This is a genomic window from Phaeobacter sp. S60, from assembly GCF_000826845.1.
GTDB classification, from domain to species: Bacteria; Pseudomonadota; Alphaproteobacteria; order Rhodobacterales; family Rhodobacteraceae; genus Phaeobacter; species Phaeobacter piscinae.
The window spans coordinates 22,387-36,431 of record NZ_JSWJ01000012.1 but is presented as its reverse complement, the minus strand read 5'-3'; the positions used below and the strand labels follow the sequence as shown (position 1 = coordinate 36,431).

General features: G+C 62.8%; 9 protein-coding genes. 3 read left to right on the top strand and 6 right to left on the bottom strand.

From position 1 onward, the window contains the following. Positions 1 to 192: 192 nt before the first annotated feature. Positions 193 to 1,656 carry a membrane protein gene (locus OO25_RS12170; RefSeq protein WP_040180399.1) on the bottom strand — a complete coding sequence of 488 codons (1,464 nt, stop codon included), beginning with the start codon at positions 1,654 to 1,656 and terminating at the stop codon, positions 193 to 195. Between the two features lie 161 nt (positions 1,657 to 1,817). On the opposite strand from OO25_RS12170, the gene OO25_RS12165 reads away from it, so the two are divergent. After that, positions 1,818 to 2,570 (top strand): WecB/TagA/CpsF family glycosyltransferase, encoded by a 753-nt coding sequence (locus tag OO25_RS12165; protein ID WP_040180397.1) that lies wholly within the window; start codon positions 1,818 to 1,820, stop codon positions 2,568 to 2,570. Between the two features lie 19 nt (positions 2,571 to 2,589). On the opposite strand, the gene OO25_RS12160 is transcribed toward OO25_RS12165, so the two are convergent. Together OO25_RS12160 and OO25_RS12155 are read right to left on the bottom strand one after the other, a co-directional pair. Further along, positions 2,590 to 3,573: a glycosyltransferase family 2 protein gene (locus tag OO25_RS12160; RefSeq protein WP_040180395.1), complete on the bottom strand. Its 984-nt coding sequence runs from the start codon at positions 3,571 to 3,573 to the stop codon at positions 2,590 to 2,592. After that, positions 3,573 to 4,682, bottom strand: a complete 1,110-nt coding sequence (locus OO25_RS12155) for a glycosyltransferase family 2 protein (protein WP_040180393.1) — start codon at positions 4,680 to 4,682, stop codon at positions 3,573 to 3,575. The genes OO25_RS12160 and OO25_RS12155 overlap by 1 nt, the downstream gene beginning before the upstream one ends. 184 nt (positions 4,683 to 4,866) lie before the next feature. Between OO25_RS12155 and OO25_RS12150 the strand changes: the two genes are divergently transcribed. Continuing rightward, on the top strand, positions 4,867 to 5,805 hold the full coding sequence (locus OO25_RS12150; protein ID WP_242407042.1) for a glucokinase: 939 nt from the start codon (positions 4,867 to 4,869) through the stop codon (positions 5,803 to 5,805). 26 nt (positions 5,806 to 5,831) lie between these two features. On the opposite strand, the gene OO25_RS12145 is transcribed toward OO25_RS12150, so the two are convergent. The 3 genes from OO25_RS12145 to OO25_RS12135 form a co-directional block, all read right to left on the bottom strand. After that, complete coding sequence (locus OO25_RS12145) at positions 5,832 to 9,497, bottom strand: translocation/assembly module TamB domain-containing protein (RefSeq protein WP_040180390.1); 3,666 nt, start codon at positions 9,495 to 9,497, stop codon at positions 5,832 to 5,834. Further along, the gene (locus OO25_RS12140) at positions 9,494 to 11,437 is read right to left on the bottom strand and encodes an autotransporter assembly complex family protein (RefSeq protein ID WP_040180388.1); all 1,944 of its coding nucleotides are present in this window, start codon (positions 11,435 to 11,437) and stop codon (positions 9,494 to 9,496) included. The genes OO25_RS12145 and OO25_RS12140 overlap by 4 nt, the downstream gene beginning before the upstream one ends. 144 nt (positions 11,438 to 11,581) lie before the next feature. Further along, positions 11,582 to 12,814 carry a urate hydroxylase PuuD gene (locus OO25_RS12135; protein WP_040180387.1) on the bottom strand — a complete coding sequence of 411 codons (1,233 nt, stop codon included), beginning with the start codon at positions 12,812 to 12,814 and terminating at the stop codon, positions 11,582 to 11,584. Between the two features lie 181 nt (positions 12,815 to 12,995). Between OO25_RS12135 and OO25_RS12130 the strand changes: the two genes are divergently transcribed. After that, a complete protein-coding gene (locus OO25_RS12130) occupies positions 12,996 to 13,970 on the top strand; it encodes a LysR family transcriptional regulator (RefSeq protein ID WP_040180385.1) in 975 nt (324 codons plus the stop codon). Positions 13,971 to 14,045: the final 75 nt, after the last annotated feature.

Sequence of the window (14,045 nt, the reverse complement as noted above, 5' to 3'; positions counted from 1 at the left end):
CACCGACCGCCCAATTCGGGTGGTCCTGCACAGTGGTACGAATTGGCCCCCAATCTTCGAACAGGGCGTTCGCCCGCTGGCCCCCAAGCCGACGGAAAACCCTGTGCTCCGCGAGAACCCTGCAAAATATATACGGTATCGTTAGGGACGGATTGTGTCCAATCCGGCCAAAATTGCGAAGAGAATGCGGCACTACAGAACACTGCGCCGTTTGCGCGCTGGTGGCGCTGTTGCCAGCGCCTGATAGCCATCGAACAGCTGCCGTTTGGGCGTAAAGAGACCTGGATATCGCAGCCGCTCAGCATAGCCCAGAACAGACCCGGCACATAGCCATGTCACCGGTGTCAGTGTTGCGTTCAGCAACATGTCCACCAATGTTGCGGCCAGCATCAGGGCCAGAGGGGCTGCAAAAGGCGACAGCGTAGACGCGGCATGGCGACGCATCTGTTGCCACAGCAGAACCAACGGCCCTGCCAATAATCCCATCTCAGCGATATAGCCGACCCAGCCGAAGGTGCCAAAAACCAGAATCCAGCGCCCATCAGGGATCGACTCGATCTCGCCTGTCTCCAGATTTCGCACCAGATTGCGCCCCCAGCCACCCCAGCCGAACCAGGGTTTGTCAGCAGCGCGATCCAGCATCAGCGCTTCATTGGTGAACCGAAAACCCAAGGATTGCGCGCGTTCGGGGCTGAAGGCCTGCGCCTGAGCCAGAATCGCCTCCACTGGCACCAGCCCGAGATTGCGCAGCATCGGGTAGACAATCGCCACCACGCCCAGTGCCAGGGCAAGCCGCATTTGCATCCGGTAAGACGCCATGGCGACAAAGGGGGTGAAGACAAGACCATAGACCAGCGATGCAATGCTCTTGCAAAGCACCAGCACCCCAAAGAGATAGACCGCTGCAAGGGTGTATCGGCGCTTGTCCGGATCCTTTGCGCTGCGGGCCAGTGCTGTGGCGGCCAGAACCGACATCAGCATGAACAACGCCAGCCACAGACTGTGCGGCAGGAACACGATGGGGCGGAATCCGCCTTGGCGCATCGTCTGGCTGAAGTCATGCTGAAAAAAGCCATAGATCCAGGTGTTTAGCTGCGGGCTGAAGCGGATCTCAAACAACGAGGGGACGGAGTAGACCAGCCCTGCCACCATCAGCACGATCACCAATTGGCGTTGCTGGTCCGGATGCGACAGATAGCGCCGCGCCAGAAAGAACGGCAGCAGCACAATCATCTGGTTGATCATCACCGAGCCGAGATCGCGCCAGCGCAGGCCGGGCAGGGCGTAGGTCGGAAAGACGATGGGCTCGGCGTTTTCAATCACCCGGAACACAATCGGGTCGCCATTGGTCAGCACGGTGGCAATCACCGATCCCAGAAAAATCGCCACAAGCGCACGCATCACCGGATGGCGTGGCCAGATCTCAACCCGTTTGCGCAAGATATAGGCGCAGATCACAAAGGCAACGACAGCCGGAATGGAATCCTTGTCCATATCTGGCACCAATGGCAGGTCGAACACGGCAAGGGGCGGCAGGAACAGATAGCCGCCAATCACGCACCACAAAATCGCCTGCTGCAACGACAGGCGCTGAAACATCTTATGAGCGATCACCGGCCAGGCGATCAGCATCAGATAGGCCAGTGCATTTGGCATTGCGTGCGGACCCTACGCTCCTATTTGCCCCCTTGATCATGACTTTAGCCCCAGATGTCTGTGCTGTCGCCCGCATTCGTATTCTGAGGTAAACTCTTGAAACAAAGGCGGGGCCATGTGATCGAGGAGGAGGCTGGCTCTTATGCATTGGGGGGAAGCAGGTGTATTTTGACATAAAGGACACGCGGATCGATGTGAATATTGCCGATCCGGCGCGGCTCGAACAGGCGGTGATGGGGCATTTCCAAACCCGCCGCGGCTTTGCATTGGCGACGGTCAACCTCGATCATCTGGTGAAAATGCGCAGCTCGCCTGCGTTTCTGAAAGCCTATGCCGCGCAGGATTTCGTGGTTGCGGATGGCCGCCCCATTGTCTGGTTGTCGCAGCTGGCACAGCGGCCTGTGGCATTGATGCCCGGCTCTGACATGGTGGTGCCGCTGTGTCGCTGGGCGGCCCGCGCCGGGGTGCCAATCGCCTTGGTGGGCAGCACCGACGTGGCACTTCAGGATGCTTCGCGCGCCTTGCGGGCTGAGGTGCCCGGGCTTGAGGTGGCGTGGTGTCACGCGCCCTCGGGTGTGTTTGATCCCAGCAGCGCGGAGGCGGAGAAAATTCTGTCCGAGTTGGCGCGCAAACAGATTGGTTTGTGTTTTCTGGCCCTTGGCGCGCCGAAGCAGGAAATCATGGCTGCCCGTGGCCGCGCCCTGGCCCCGGAGGTCGGCTTTGCCTCGATTGGGGCGGGATTGGATTTCCTCGGTGGGCACCAAAACCGCGCGCCTGCCTGGGTGCGCGCACTGGCACTGGAGTGGTTGTGGCGCGCCCTGAGCAGCCCGCGCCGTCTGGGGCCGCGGTATTTGCGCTGCATGGCGATCCTTCCGGGCCAGCTGCTGCATGCGTTGCGGCTGCGCCACCCCTGATCAGGTCGGCGTTCAGAGGTTACTTATATTCCAGCAGCCCGCGATTGCGTCCGCGCAGCCGCAGCCAATGATATTCCAGCGCGCCCTGTGCTTCGGCAAATTTGCCAAGCACGGAATAGAGGGCACGGGTGCGGCCCATCCTGCGCGAGAGGCGCAGACCCTGCGCGGGATAGATCAGCAGAAGCAGCAGCGCCCAGCCTGAAAACGGCAGGAGTATCAGGATCAGTAGCGGGATCCCGGCCCCCCAAAGCAACGCACGCCGTGTTTCAGCAACCCAATGGCGTTCGGGACCCGCGCCATGCAGCGCGGCACCTTCGGCAAAGGCAAAACCAGCACGACGGCTGCGTTGCCACCATTGCGAAAATCGGTGCATCTGCGCGTCATGCAACGTCATCTCCGCATCCAGCCGCCAGATGCCCCAGCCGGCCCGCGCCAGACGCAGACACAGCTCCGGTTCCTCACCCGCAATCAGATCGTTGCGATAGCCGCCGACCTCCTGCAGGGCGCGAAGCCGCATCAGCGCATCCCCGCCACAGGCCTTGGCCGGGCCGATGGGCGTGTTCCATTCGTCGTCGCACAGTTGATTGTAGATTGAGGCCTCGGGCTGGCGTTCCCGCCGTCGCCCACATACGACCGCCAGCTGCGGGTCAGCCTCCAGCCGTGCGGTTGCGGAGGCGATCCACCCGGGCACCACCTCGCAGTCGCCGTCCACCAGCTGCACGTACTCACAGTCGCCATCCAGATGGGCCAGACCTGCGTTGCGGGCGCGGGCAGCTGTAAACCGTTGGCTCATATCGAGGCTGATCACCTTGATCCCCATCGCCTCGGCGGCGGCAACCGATCCATCAGTTGATCCGCTGTCGACATAGATCACCCGGCGGACCTGTCCTTGCAGGCTGTTCAGGCACGCAACCAGCCGTGCGCCCTCGTTGCGGCCAATCACCACCGCGTCAACGATGGGGGACGTGGGAGCCGGGGGCGCGGGAGAGGACACATCGGGCATCAGTCTGCAATCTCCGCCAGATAGCGCGCCGAAACCTGCAAAAACCCGGCCTTGCGCAGCGCTGCAGGTCCGGTTTCGGGGCCATCGTATTTCTGCGCAGTTTGCGACCACAATGTCAGATCAGGCCTCTTGGCAAAGCCCGCAACCCGCAGCGCATCCTCGCCATGGGGGATGGCGTCCGCCGCGAGCGAGGCCTGATCCCGGGCCATCGGATCATTGGCAAATTTATAGTGTTTCAGCACCGCCATCGTGTCGGCCACGCGGACGCCGGCCGACACATGCGGATGCACCGCCGGGTCGACGTCCGTGCCGATAAACACCAGCGGGTGTTTGCTCAGGCAGCAGCGCTCCCCGAAGACAGCACCGCGTATGCCGCCAAACTGCATCTTGGGCGGGGGCGCATCGGGGATCTGGTTCCGGGACAGGAAAAAACCCAGCCCACTGGCCGGATCGTGATAGGGCAGCGCGCGGACGGCGCTGATATCGTAATGGCAAAAACTTCGCTGTACCTCAGGGTAGGATTGCTGCGCCACCGACCGCAGCGGTGCCTGCGGGAACATCTCCAGCATCTGGGCCATCATCGCGCTGTACCCATGCCGGTTGAGATAGCGCAGAAGCCCGCTCAGGCCGAGCTGGGCCTGTCCCTCGAAGTCAAGGATTTCGTCCATATCGGCAAAAAGGCACCAGCGATCCGCAGAGAATCTGCGCGCTGCATAGCCGCGAAAGATATTCTCGAACCGCCCCCAGGGGAGGCGGCATTGCAACACGGTCACATCTGACTCCTGCGCCAGTTGCGCCAGCGTGCCATCGGTTGATCCGGTGTCGCAGAAGACAAAATGCGACACCCCAAGCGCGCGGTAGTGGGCCAGGAACACATCAAGGTAATAAGCGCCATCCCGGACCAGCGCGACCACGGTCACAGCCTCACGCGGTAGGTCAATTTTCCGGGGCCCCGACAGATGCCGGAGTGAGATGCGAAAGCGCAACCGGTCAAACGGCAGGCCGATCTTGCTGTCGAACCAACCCAGAAGGCGCGACAGCATCCGGCCAGTCATGGGGCCGGACGGGACCGGGGCCGCTGTGCGGGAGGGATCTGTCGTGCCGGTCATCGGAGCTCCTGTCTGACAACTCCAAACTGTGCAAAACAACCATCTGTGGCAAGCACATTGCGGGGAGGCGCTTGCAATGTTAGCGCTAAAATTATGACTGTCGCAGAATTGCATTTCGGCTCTGAATACGGCAGTGTCTCGCAAAATTCGGACATTCAGAAAGGCAGAGCACATGGGCTCGGATATGACAGTGCTGGTTGGCGACGTGGGCGGCAGCAATACCCGGCTGGCCCTTGCCGGGCCTGAAATCGGGGTCACTGCCCTGCAAAGCTTTGCCAATGATAGCTTTTCCAGTCTGGATGATGTTCTGGCGGCCTATTGTGCCCAGCCGGATCTGCCGCCGCTGGCTGGCGCTTGTATTGCCGTGGCAGGGCCGGTTTACGGCAATGAGTATCAGCTGACCAACCGTAACTGGCAGGGTGCCGCCGCGGATCTTGCGCAGCAGTTGCAGCTTGGTGCGGGTGCGCGGGTGGATGTGATCAACGATCTGGCCGCGCTTGGCCATTCGCTGCCTGCACTGATCCCGGGCCAGCTGTCGTCGCTGCGGGCGGGGCATCAGCGGGGCACACAGGCGCTGGTGGCGGGCATCGGCACCGGCTTCAACGTGTCGCTTTCCGTGGATGGCCACACTGCAGAGGCGGAGATGGGCCACACCAGCCTGTCGGCCCCCGTTGCCCGTGGGCTCGCGGATCTGCTCGGCGCTCGGGCAGGTGAATTTGCCACCAACGAAGACCTGTTCTCGGGACGGGGTCTGGTGCGGTATCATCAGGCCTTGCACGGTGTTGCCGCTGAAGGTGGCGCGCAGATCGTGGCGGATTATCTCGCCGATGGTGACAGCCCGGCGGCCAAAACAGTCACCAGTTGGGCGCGGCTGTTGGGGGATTTCGCCCGCGAGCTGGTGCCGACTTATATGCCGGGGCAGGGGATCTTCTTTGCGGGCAGCGTGGCGCGCGGCATTCTTGGCACCCCTGCCTGTGAGGTGTTCCTCAACAGTTTCCTGCAACCTGCCACCGGCGTGCAGAGCCGCTGTGAAACCACGCCGCTCTGGTTGATCACCGATGATGCCGCCGGGGTTAGCGGTGCAGCACGTTTCGCGATTGAAAGAGCCGGTCGCGGCAGCTGACGCACCTCAGCGGGTGAGGGCGCGCGTCAGTAATCGCGCTTGAAGAACAGACCAACGCCGGTTTCGCCCTCGCCATCAACCTTGCCTGTGACGGTCAGGCTTTTGCTGACATCCAGGTTGATGCTCAGCTCGCTGTCGCCACGGGTGTTAACGTTGAAATCGGTGTAGACGTTCTCGGACACGTAGCCGCCGATATCTAGAAGTCCCGCGCCAAGGTTGTCGAGCCCGAGTTCCACATTGCTGGCCCCGGTCTCGTCCCGCAGCTTGCCCTCGGCGCGGTTGCTGCCACCTCGCCCGCTGAGGGTGGCGACCGATCCGGCCAGCCGGGCCAAGGCCAAGGGGGACAGATCCTGAATATTATCCCCGAACAGCAACAGCGCCAACGCCTCCTCGCTGGGGCGTTCCGGGTCGGAGGTCACCTTGATCGAGGGGCTGTCAATCAGGCCGGAAAGTTCCAGCGTTGCGGTGCCCTCGGAGGTCGCGGCGGAAGAGCGCAGCAGCAGATAGGGGCGCAAATCGCCCTGCAGAGTGATTTGCCCCTCGTCCAGCGCCAACCGCCGTCCCAGAATATCGAAGGTGCCCCGGATCAGGCTGATCTGGCCAGCGGGCGCCAGATTGGCGGTGCTGCCACGCAGCTGGATCTGGCCACCCAGTTCGGCGCGCACACCGCGCCCACGGGCATTGATGCGATTTGGCGCGCTGATTAGCACATCCAGCAAAGTCCGGCCGGACCCGCTGCTGCCGCCATTGCCGCTGTCGATCAGACCGGCGCGGGCACGGGTGCGGCGCACCTCGGCGGGTTCGCCCTGATGCCGGATGTCCGGGATTGGGGCGGCGGTCACAGACCCGCCAGCGGTGGCCAGGTTGATATTGGTCTCGCCCACATCGATCCGCCCGGACAGGCGGTTGGTGCCGATCAGACCACCGGAAAGCGTCAGCGCACCGGACAGCTCGGTTTCATAGGAGAGTTGGTCGCTCAGCCCGATATTGGCCAGGGCGATCTGCAACTGCGCATCAAAGGGCGCGATCAATCCGACCGGTCCGCTAACACGCAGCTGGCCACCATCACGGGGCGCAGCTGTCAGCTGAATATTGGCTCTGGACCGCGCGATAGAGACTGTTGCGTTGATGGCATCGATCCGCTGCGCCGCGGCTGGAATGGCCAATGAGGTACCGCTGGTGCGGATCTGACCGCTCAGATTTGCCAGCGATGGCTCGCCCTTCAGCGACAGATCAAATTGTGCCGGGCCACGGATCAGATTGGGGGAAATGAACGGGTTCAACCCTTCCAAGCGCAACTGCCCCTTGGCATCGATATCGGCGCGACCTTGCACCTCGTCCCAGCTGCCTGCGACGGTGCTGGTGACACCTGCAGGGCCAAGGGCGCGGCTATTGATCTGCCAGACCCCGTCTCGGCGGCGCGCGGTGCCCTCGGCGGTCAACCGTCCCGGCAGTCCGGGCACAAACCGCTGCACTTCGGCCACCAGCGCGTCAAAGGTGATATCGGCGTCGCCCTTGTTCTCGGAGACCGTGCCATCAAGATCCGCAGATAATCCTGCCGGTCCTTCAGCGGCGCCATCAAATGTCCAGACCCCGGCGCGACGGCTGGCGGTGCCCTTGGCGCTCAGGGTGCCTGCAAGGGTGGGCACAAAGCGTTCCAGCGCATTGATTGCTGCATCGAACTGAAGATCGCCATCGCCGTTGGTCGTCATCTGACCAGTCAGTTCTGCCCGGGAGGATTTGGGCCCTCGCAGCTCTGCAACGCCAGAAAACGTCTTGTTGTCACGGGTGATCTCGGCGCTGAACGCTAAGGGGCCAGGCGCCTGTGGCAGGAGTTTCTCCAGCTGTTTCAACGTTGCCCCCAGGGAGAGCTGGCCAGAGGTGCTGCCCAATTGCCCGTTGGCTTGTGCGGTCAGCGCCTTTGCGTCCAGATCAAACCGATCAATGCGCAGCCCGGCCTCATCGCGCGCGGCCTTCAGTGCGATTGTGGTGGTGCCGCCGATCAGGTCGTCAACCGGTTTCAGCCCGGCGGAGAAATCCTGCCCCAGCACCGACAGATCAATGTCAAACGCGCCTGACAGCGGGGTCGCAGAGCCAACAGCTTTGGCTGTCATCCGCCCGTTCAGCGATTGCCCAGCGAGGTCTGAGAACCGGGCGAGGTTCTGAGCGTTGGCTTCGATATCGGCCGCAATCCGCAGCCCGCTTTCCAGCCCGTCGAGGGTCACCGCGCCGGTGGCACCATAGTCTGTGCCCAAAAGCAGCATATCGGTGATGCGCAGCGCCCCCGGGCCATCCGTGGTCACCCGCCCGTCAAAGGTCAGCGCGCTGCCAAGAGCCTCAGCCAGCGCGGGATCTGTGGGCACCAGTCCGGTCAGGGCAGCTGCGATCTGCCCATCCAGTGACAGGCCCTGACTTTGGTCGAGGGTGCCGGTCATTTCCAATTCAGCACGGGTGATCCGCAGGCCCGGATTGTTGAGCCGTTCCATTTGTGCGGCCACGGTCCAATCGCGCCCCGCCGGTTTTTCCGCGCGCAGGGACAGGTCCGTGACGGTGGTGGAGCCGCCCGCCACCGGCAATACGACGGCTTCCTGACCGGGCGGTGGGGTCACATCGGCGCGCAAATCGGCGCTTTCCAACGCCCCACCGGCGGCAACCTCCACAAAGCCTGAGAGGTCCAGTGCCTGCGTCGTGAGGGCCAGATCATCGATCATGACACCGCCCATGGCACGGGTCTGACCGCGCAGCCGGGCCCGCATATCGGGGCCGAAAAAGGGTTGATAAACCGGATCAACCAGTTCTGTGATATCGCCGCTCAGGTCGGCGCGAAATCCGATCGGGCGGCTGCCTTGGGTCGGGTCCGCAGGGGCATCGCCCGCCGCCGCAAGCACCACGGTGCCGCCGATGCGGCGTGTCCCATCGGTGTCCAGCGTCAGATCGGCGCTGAAATCCTCAACCGGGCCGCTGCCTTGCAAGGCAAGACGGATGTCGGGGCCGCCGGGCAGGGCCAATGCGGTGGAAACCAGCCCGCCATCGTTCTCCTCCAGGATCATATCAACGGTGATGGTGCCGGTCTCATTGGCAAACCCCGCCTTGAGGTCGAGCCGGTCGCTGTCACGGTCAAGGCGGGCAATCTGCAAGGCGCTGTCGAGCGTGCCATCGGCCAGGCTCATGGATCCATCAAGGCTCAGCACAGCTGCCACCCCGATCAGATCCTGCCCAAGGGTGAGACGCCCCACCTTGATTTCGCCGATATTGATCGACACCGGCAGCTCGGGCAGCTGGAATGGCGCCGCTTCGGGGGTTGGCAGATCGGGGTCTTCCAGCGGTGCCGCCGGGGCGCGCGCAACATGGATGCGATCCGCCTTCAGCGTATTGACGGAGAAATCGCCGCGCAGCAGGCCCAGCCGGTTCCAATCCAGCTCAGCGCCTTCGATGGTCAGCCAGATGCCTTCACTATCAGCCACCGTCAGCTTTTCGAGCGTGGCCTGTGAGGACAGCGCCCCCTCCAGTCCGGTAACGCGGATGGCGCGGCTCTCACCAGAGAGCGTGTCTTCCAGAAAATCGACCAGCAAGCCGCCGGAGTCTTCACGCTCCTGCGCCAGGGGCGGCGTCGGGGCGAGGGTCAGCGTGGTCGCAAACAGCAGTGGCGACAGCAGGACGGCAGGGCGAAGGGCTGCGAGGAGATGTTTCAAAATGCCTGTCCTATGCCGATATAGAATTGCAAACCATCGTCGCTGCCACCGTCCACCGGATAGGCAAGGTCCAGACGAATGGCGCCAATCCCGGCCACGTCGTAGCGCAAGCCAACACCGGCCCCGGCATGGCGGGCCGAGTCCGAGGAGACAAAACTATCCGCGTCCACCAAGCCGACGTCATAGAACCCCACAAGAGTGAATTTCTCACCGATACGGCCCCGTATTTCGCCAGACAGGGCCAGATACCCGCGCCCGCCTGAGGTGCCGCCCCCCGCAGGCACACCCAGTGATTGGAACTCCTGCCCGCGCACGGAGCCCGCACCGCCTGAATAAAACAGCAGGGTGGGCGACACCTCGGAGAGCGACGGGCCGATCACCGATCCCATCTGCAGCCGTCCTGCCAGCACGATACGGTCGTCACTGCCAAAACCTTTGTAGGCGCGGGCGTCGAATTTCAGCTGCAGGCCGGACTTGCTGCCATCAATCCCGATGAAGGGGACGGCGCGGGCATCAAGATAATAGCCGCTGGTGGCGCTCAGGCTGCTGTCGCGCCCGTCATATTCTGCTCGTAACTGCCCGACCAGATATTTGAACCGGCGCTTGCCAAAGACATCTTCGGCCAGGACGCTCTCAAACCCCAGGGCCGCCTCGGCAAAGAGTTGATCGGAATAGACCCGCCGGACCCCCACGGCGCCCAGTCCACGGGTCGCGGTATAATGCTCTTCGTCCAGCTTCTCTGCCTCAAGCAGGTAGAACTGGCTGTCATCGGGGCCAAAGGCGGCAGGCCGATCCAGGCGCACAGCGACACGCCCGTCGAGGTCATTGGCGCTGCCAATCCCGGACAGCCGGGCTTCAAACCTCAGCCGCTCCGCGCCACCAAAGAGATTGCGGTGCATCCAGGAGCCGCTCACCTCCAGCCCGTCGGAGGAACTCAGCTCCGCGCCGAAGGTGAAGCGCCGAGGCGGTTGATCTTCGATCCGGGCGACGTAGTCGAGGGTGCCGTCAGGATTGGCGCGTTCAGCAGGGCGAATGGTGACAGCGGAAAACGCGCCCGTGCGGCGCAGCCGGGTTGCGGATCTGGACAGAAGATCGGGGTGAAACACCTCACCGGTCGGGAAGCCAGCGATCCGCTGGATCGCCTCCGCCCGCACGGCGGAGGGATTGGCCAGTTGCAAGCGGCCAAAGCGCAGTTGCGGTCCCGGCGCCAGTCGCAAACGGGCGTCAAGCCGCGCCGCAACATGGTTGGCGGTGATTGATTGGCCGCCGATCTCTGCCTGCGGGTGCCCGGCATAGCGCCAGGTCTCAACGCCTGCATTCGCCGCATCGCGCAGCACCGAGGTGGTTGCGGTGCGCCCGGTGGCAAAATCTTCGGGAATATCGACAGTGCGTTTTTGCGGCAGGGGGCTGATCTCGGCGGTGCCGAAGGTAAATTTCTGCCCTGCTTTCACCGTGATCTCAATGGATTTAATCTCGCGCGGCAGGTTCAGCGGCTGGATCCTTGCCGCCTCGCGTCCGTCGACGCGGATCTGCACCACCGGCGAAAAATACCCCTGATCGTAAAGCACCTGCACCAGCGTCCGGTAATCCGACAGCGCTGCGGCCATCAAGGGTTGAACGCCGGTCTCTCCTCGGGCGCTGGTGGCCAGCGTCGCGGAGGCATCCTGCAAAAGATCACGCAAATCACCGTCTGATCCGGGGGCCACCAGCCGCGTCTCCGCTGCCGACAGTGCCGCAGCGCTGCCAAGGCTCAGGCTCGCAGCGCAGATCACGCCGCGACCAAACCGGCCCAAATGGCCACGGCGGGGTATATCACGAACGGAGCGGAGGAGGGCGCGGCAGTAGAACATAAAGGCTCCGAACAGACAAAATCGGCCCTGAGCCACCGCCGGATAACTGGTGCCGTTGGCAAGCATGGGGACCGGGTTCACACCTAGCATAGGGCAAACCCGGAGTGTAACGTCAATGGAGCATGAAGAGTTCCCGGATATTTTCCGTTCAACTCTCTGAAAGCGGGCAATGTGTTCCGGCCTGTGGATGTGAGCGCAGGATCAATGGCGCGGATCAGGCGCTGCAGGGGCAGATTACATCTGCGCTGCGCGGAACCAGGCCCGGATTGCGGCGCGGTCTTCTGGTTCCATATAGGTGATATTGGCCGGCGGCATCGCGTGGGTCACCCCGGCCTGCAGGTAGATCTCGCCCGCACGGCGCGCCACATCCGCTTCGGTTTCCAGCAGTACACCCTTGGGTGCGGTGCGGATGCCGTCCCAGAATGGCTCTCGCGCGTGGCACATGCTGCACCGCCCCATCACGATCTCATGCACCTGCTCAAAGCCCTCGGTGTTGGCCATGGCCAGCGCGGTGCCGCTCAGCGCCGCTTCTTCCCGCGCATCGTCTCCCTCATGCTCAAGCCCGAGTGAGGAGAGGATGATCACACCCAGAAACAACAGCGCTGTCGCCAGCCAGGTCCAGGTGGGGTTCCCGGCGCGGGCATGGCGGGTGTTGAAATAATGCCGGATGGTCACGCCCATCAAGAACACCAGTGCCGCAATCAGCCAGTTGTATTCACTGGCAAACGCCAGAGGGTAGTGGTTCGACAGCATCAGGAAAACAACCGGCAGCGTCAGATAGTTGTTGTGGGTTGAGCGCAGCTTGGCGATTTTGCCGTATTTGGCATCCGGCGCGCGGCCCTCCTGCAGATCCTTCACCACAATGCGCTGGTTCGGCATGATGATGAAGAATACATTTGCGGTCATGATGGTGGCGGTGAAAGCGCCGAGATGCAGCATCATGGCACGGCCTGTGAACACCTGATTGAGCCCCCAGCCCATGGCCACCAGCATCAGGAACAGCAGCACCATCAACAGGGTAGGACGCTCAGCAAGGCCCGATTTGCACAGCCGGTCATAGACCAGCCAGCCCACAGACAGCGTCGCCGCCGAAATCAGGATCCCCTGCCACAGCGCGATATCTGCCTTGGACTGATCAATCAGATACAGCTCGCCACCGACCCAATAGACCACCATCAACAGGGCAAACCCCGAGAGCCATGTCATATAGCTCTCCCATTTGAACCAGGTCAGGTGATCGGGCATCTCGGCAGGGGCCACCAGATACTTGCGGATGTGGTAAAAGCCGCCGCCATGGACCTGCCATTCCTCGCCATGGGCGCCCACCGGCAGGTCCGGCGCTTTGCGCAGCCCCAAATCGAGCGCGATGAAATAGAACGAGGATCCGATCCAGGCGATGGCGGTGATCACATGCAGCCAACGGATGGCAAAGCCCAGCCAATCCCACATCATCAACAGCTCAAACATTCAAATCCGGTCCTTTGTCGCCCTTGGGGTCCGTGACCGCAGGCTTGGTTACATCTCATCCTGCGCGGCGGGACAGCCCCGTAACGCAGCTCAGTCACCCTAGGCAAAGCCGGGTTTCTTCGGTATTCCCATATACTGCCAAACTGTATCAAAAATTCTGGAACAATCGCAGGCCTCTGTCATGTCTTATCTCGACAATATCCGCACCTTTGTCCGGGTCTATGAACTGGGGTCGATGTCAGCCGCAGGGCGTGACCTCAGGGTGTCGCCAGCTGTGACCTCAGCGCGGATCTCGCAGCTGGAGGAGTATCTCGGCGTGCGCCTGTTTCAGCGCACCACCCGCAATCTGACCGCAACCGAGCAGGGGCGCGCGTTTTATGACGGGGCGGTTGCGGTGCTGGATGCGGTTGACGTGGCTGAGGCCAAGGTGATGCATCTGACCGATACGCCACGTGGCACCCTGTTTGTGGCGGCACCTCTGGGGCTTGGGCGACGGCTGCTGGCGCCACAGACGCCGGAGTTTCTGGCGACATATCCCGAAATCAACCTGCGCCTGCGCCTTTCCGATCGGGCCGTGGATCTGACCAGCGAGGGGCTGGATCTGGCGTTTTTCCTTGGCCAACCAGAGGATAGCAACCTGCGTATCCGCAAGATTGCAGACTGCCAACGGGTGCTGTGCGCGTCGCCTGCCTATGTGGCGCGACGGGGGCTGCCTGCCGATGGGTCAGCCTTGTTGCGCGATGGCCACGACTGTCTGAACCTGCGCTATCCGGGGGCGAGTGAGTTTCAATGGCTGCTGCAGACCAGCGAGGGTCCGCGCCGCTTTGCGGTGAGCGGTCGCTATGAATGCGACGACGGCGATGTGTTGACCGATTGGGCGCTGGCAGGGGAGGGCGTGGTGCTGAAACCGCTGTTCGAGGTGGCCGAACATCTGGCGGCTGGGCGGTTGGTTCCGGTTGCCGAGGCAACACCGCCGGTGCCGGTGCAGTTGGCCTGTCTTTATACGCACCGCCGCCATCAGGACCCCAAGACGCGCCTGTTCATGGAGTATATGACCGCGCGGCTGGCTGCGGCACTGCGCGCCGATGGGGCTCAGTCGGATCGCAACCTGGATGACGGTTCCGGGGCTGATCAGGCGGAGACGCCATCCGCCTAGGGCAACAACCCCCTCCCGCCCGCTGCAACCCTCCTGCCGGAGGGCCGCTGCCGTTGGGCATGGCCGCGCAAGGGC

What these genes read in the sequence shown, in the direction of transcription:
- OO25_RS12150 (WP_242407042.1), top strand. Translation starts at nt 4,867, where the DNA reads ATGACAGTGCTGGTTGGCGACGTGGGCGGCAGCAATACCCGGCTGGCC.
- OO25_RS12140 (WP_040180388.1), bottom strand. Translation starts at nt 11,437, where the DNA reads ATGCTAGGTGTGAACCCGGTCCCCATGCTTGCCAACGGCACCAGTTAT.
- OO25_RS12130 (WP_040180385.1), top strand. Translation starts at nt 12,996, where the DNA reads ATGTCTTATCTCGACAATATCCGCACCTTTGTCCGGGTCTATGAACTG.
- OO25_RS12135 (WP_040180387.1), bottom strand. Translation starts at nt 12,814, where the DNA reads ATGTTTGAGCTGTTGATGATGTGGGATTGGCTGGGCTTTGCCATCCGT.
- OO25_RS12160 (WP_040180395.1), bottom strand. Translation starts at nt 3,573, where the DNA reads ATGCCCGATGTGTCCTCTCCCGCGCCCCCGGCTCCCACGTCCCCCATC.
- OO25_RS12170 (WP_040180399.1), bottom strand. Translation starts at nt 1,656, where the DNA reads ATGCCAAATGCACTGGCCTATCTGATGCTGATCGCCTGGCCGGTGATC.
- OO25_RS12155 (WP_040180393.1), bottom strand. Translation starts at nt 4,682, where the DNA reads ATGACCGGCACGACAGATCCCTCCCGCACAGCGGCCCCGGTCCCGTCC.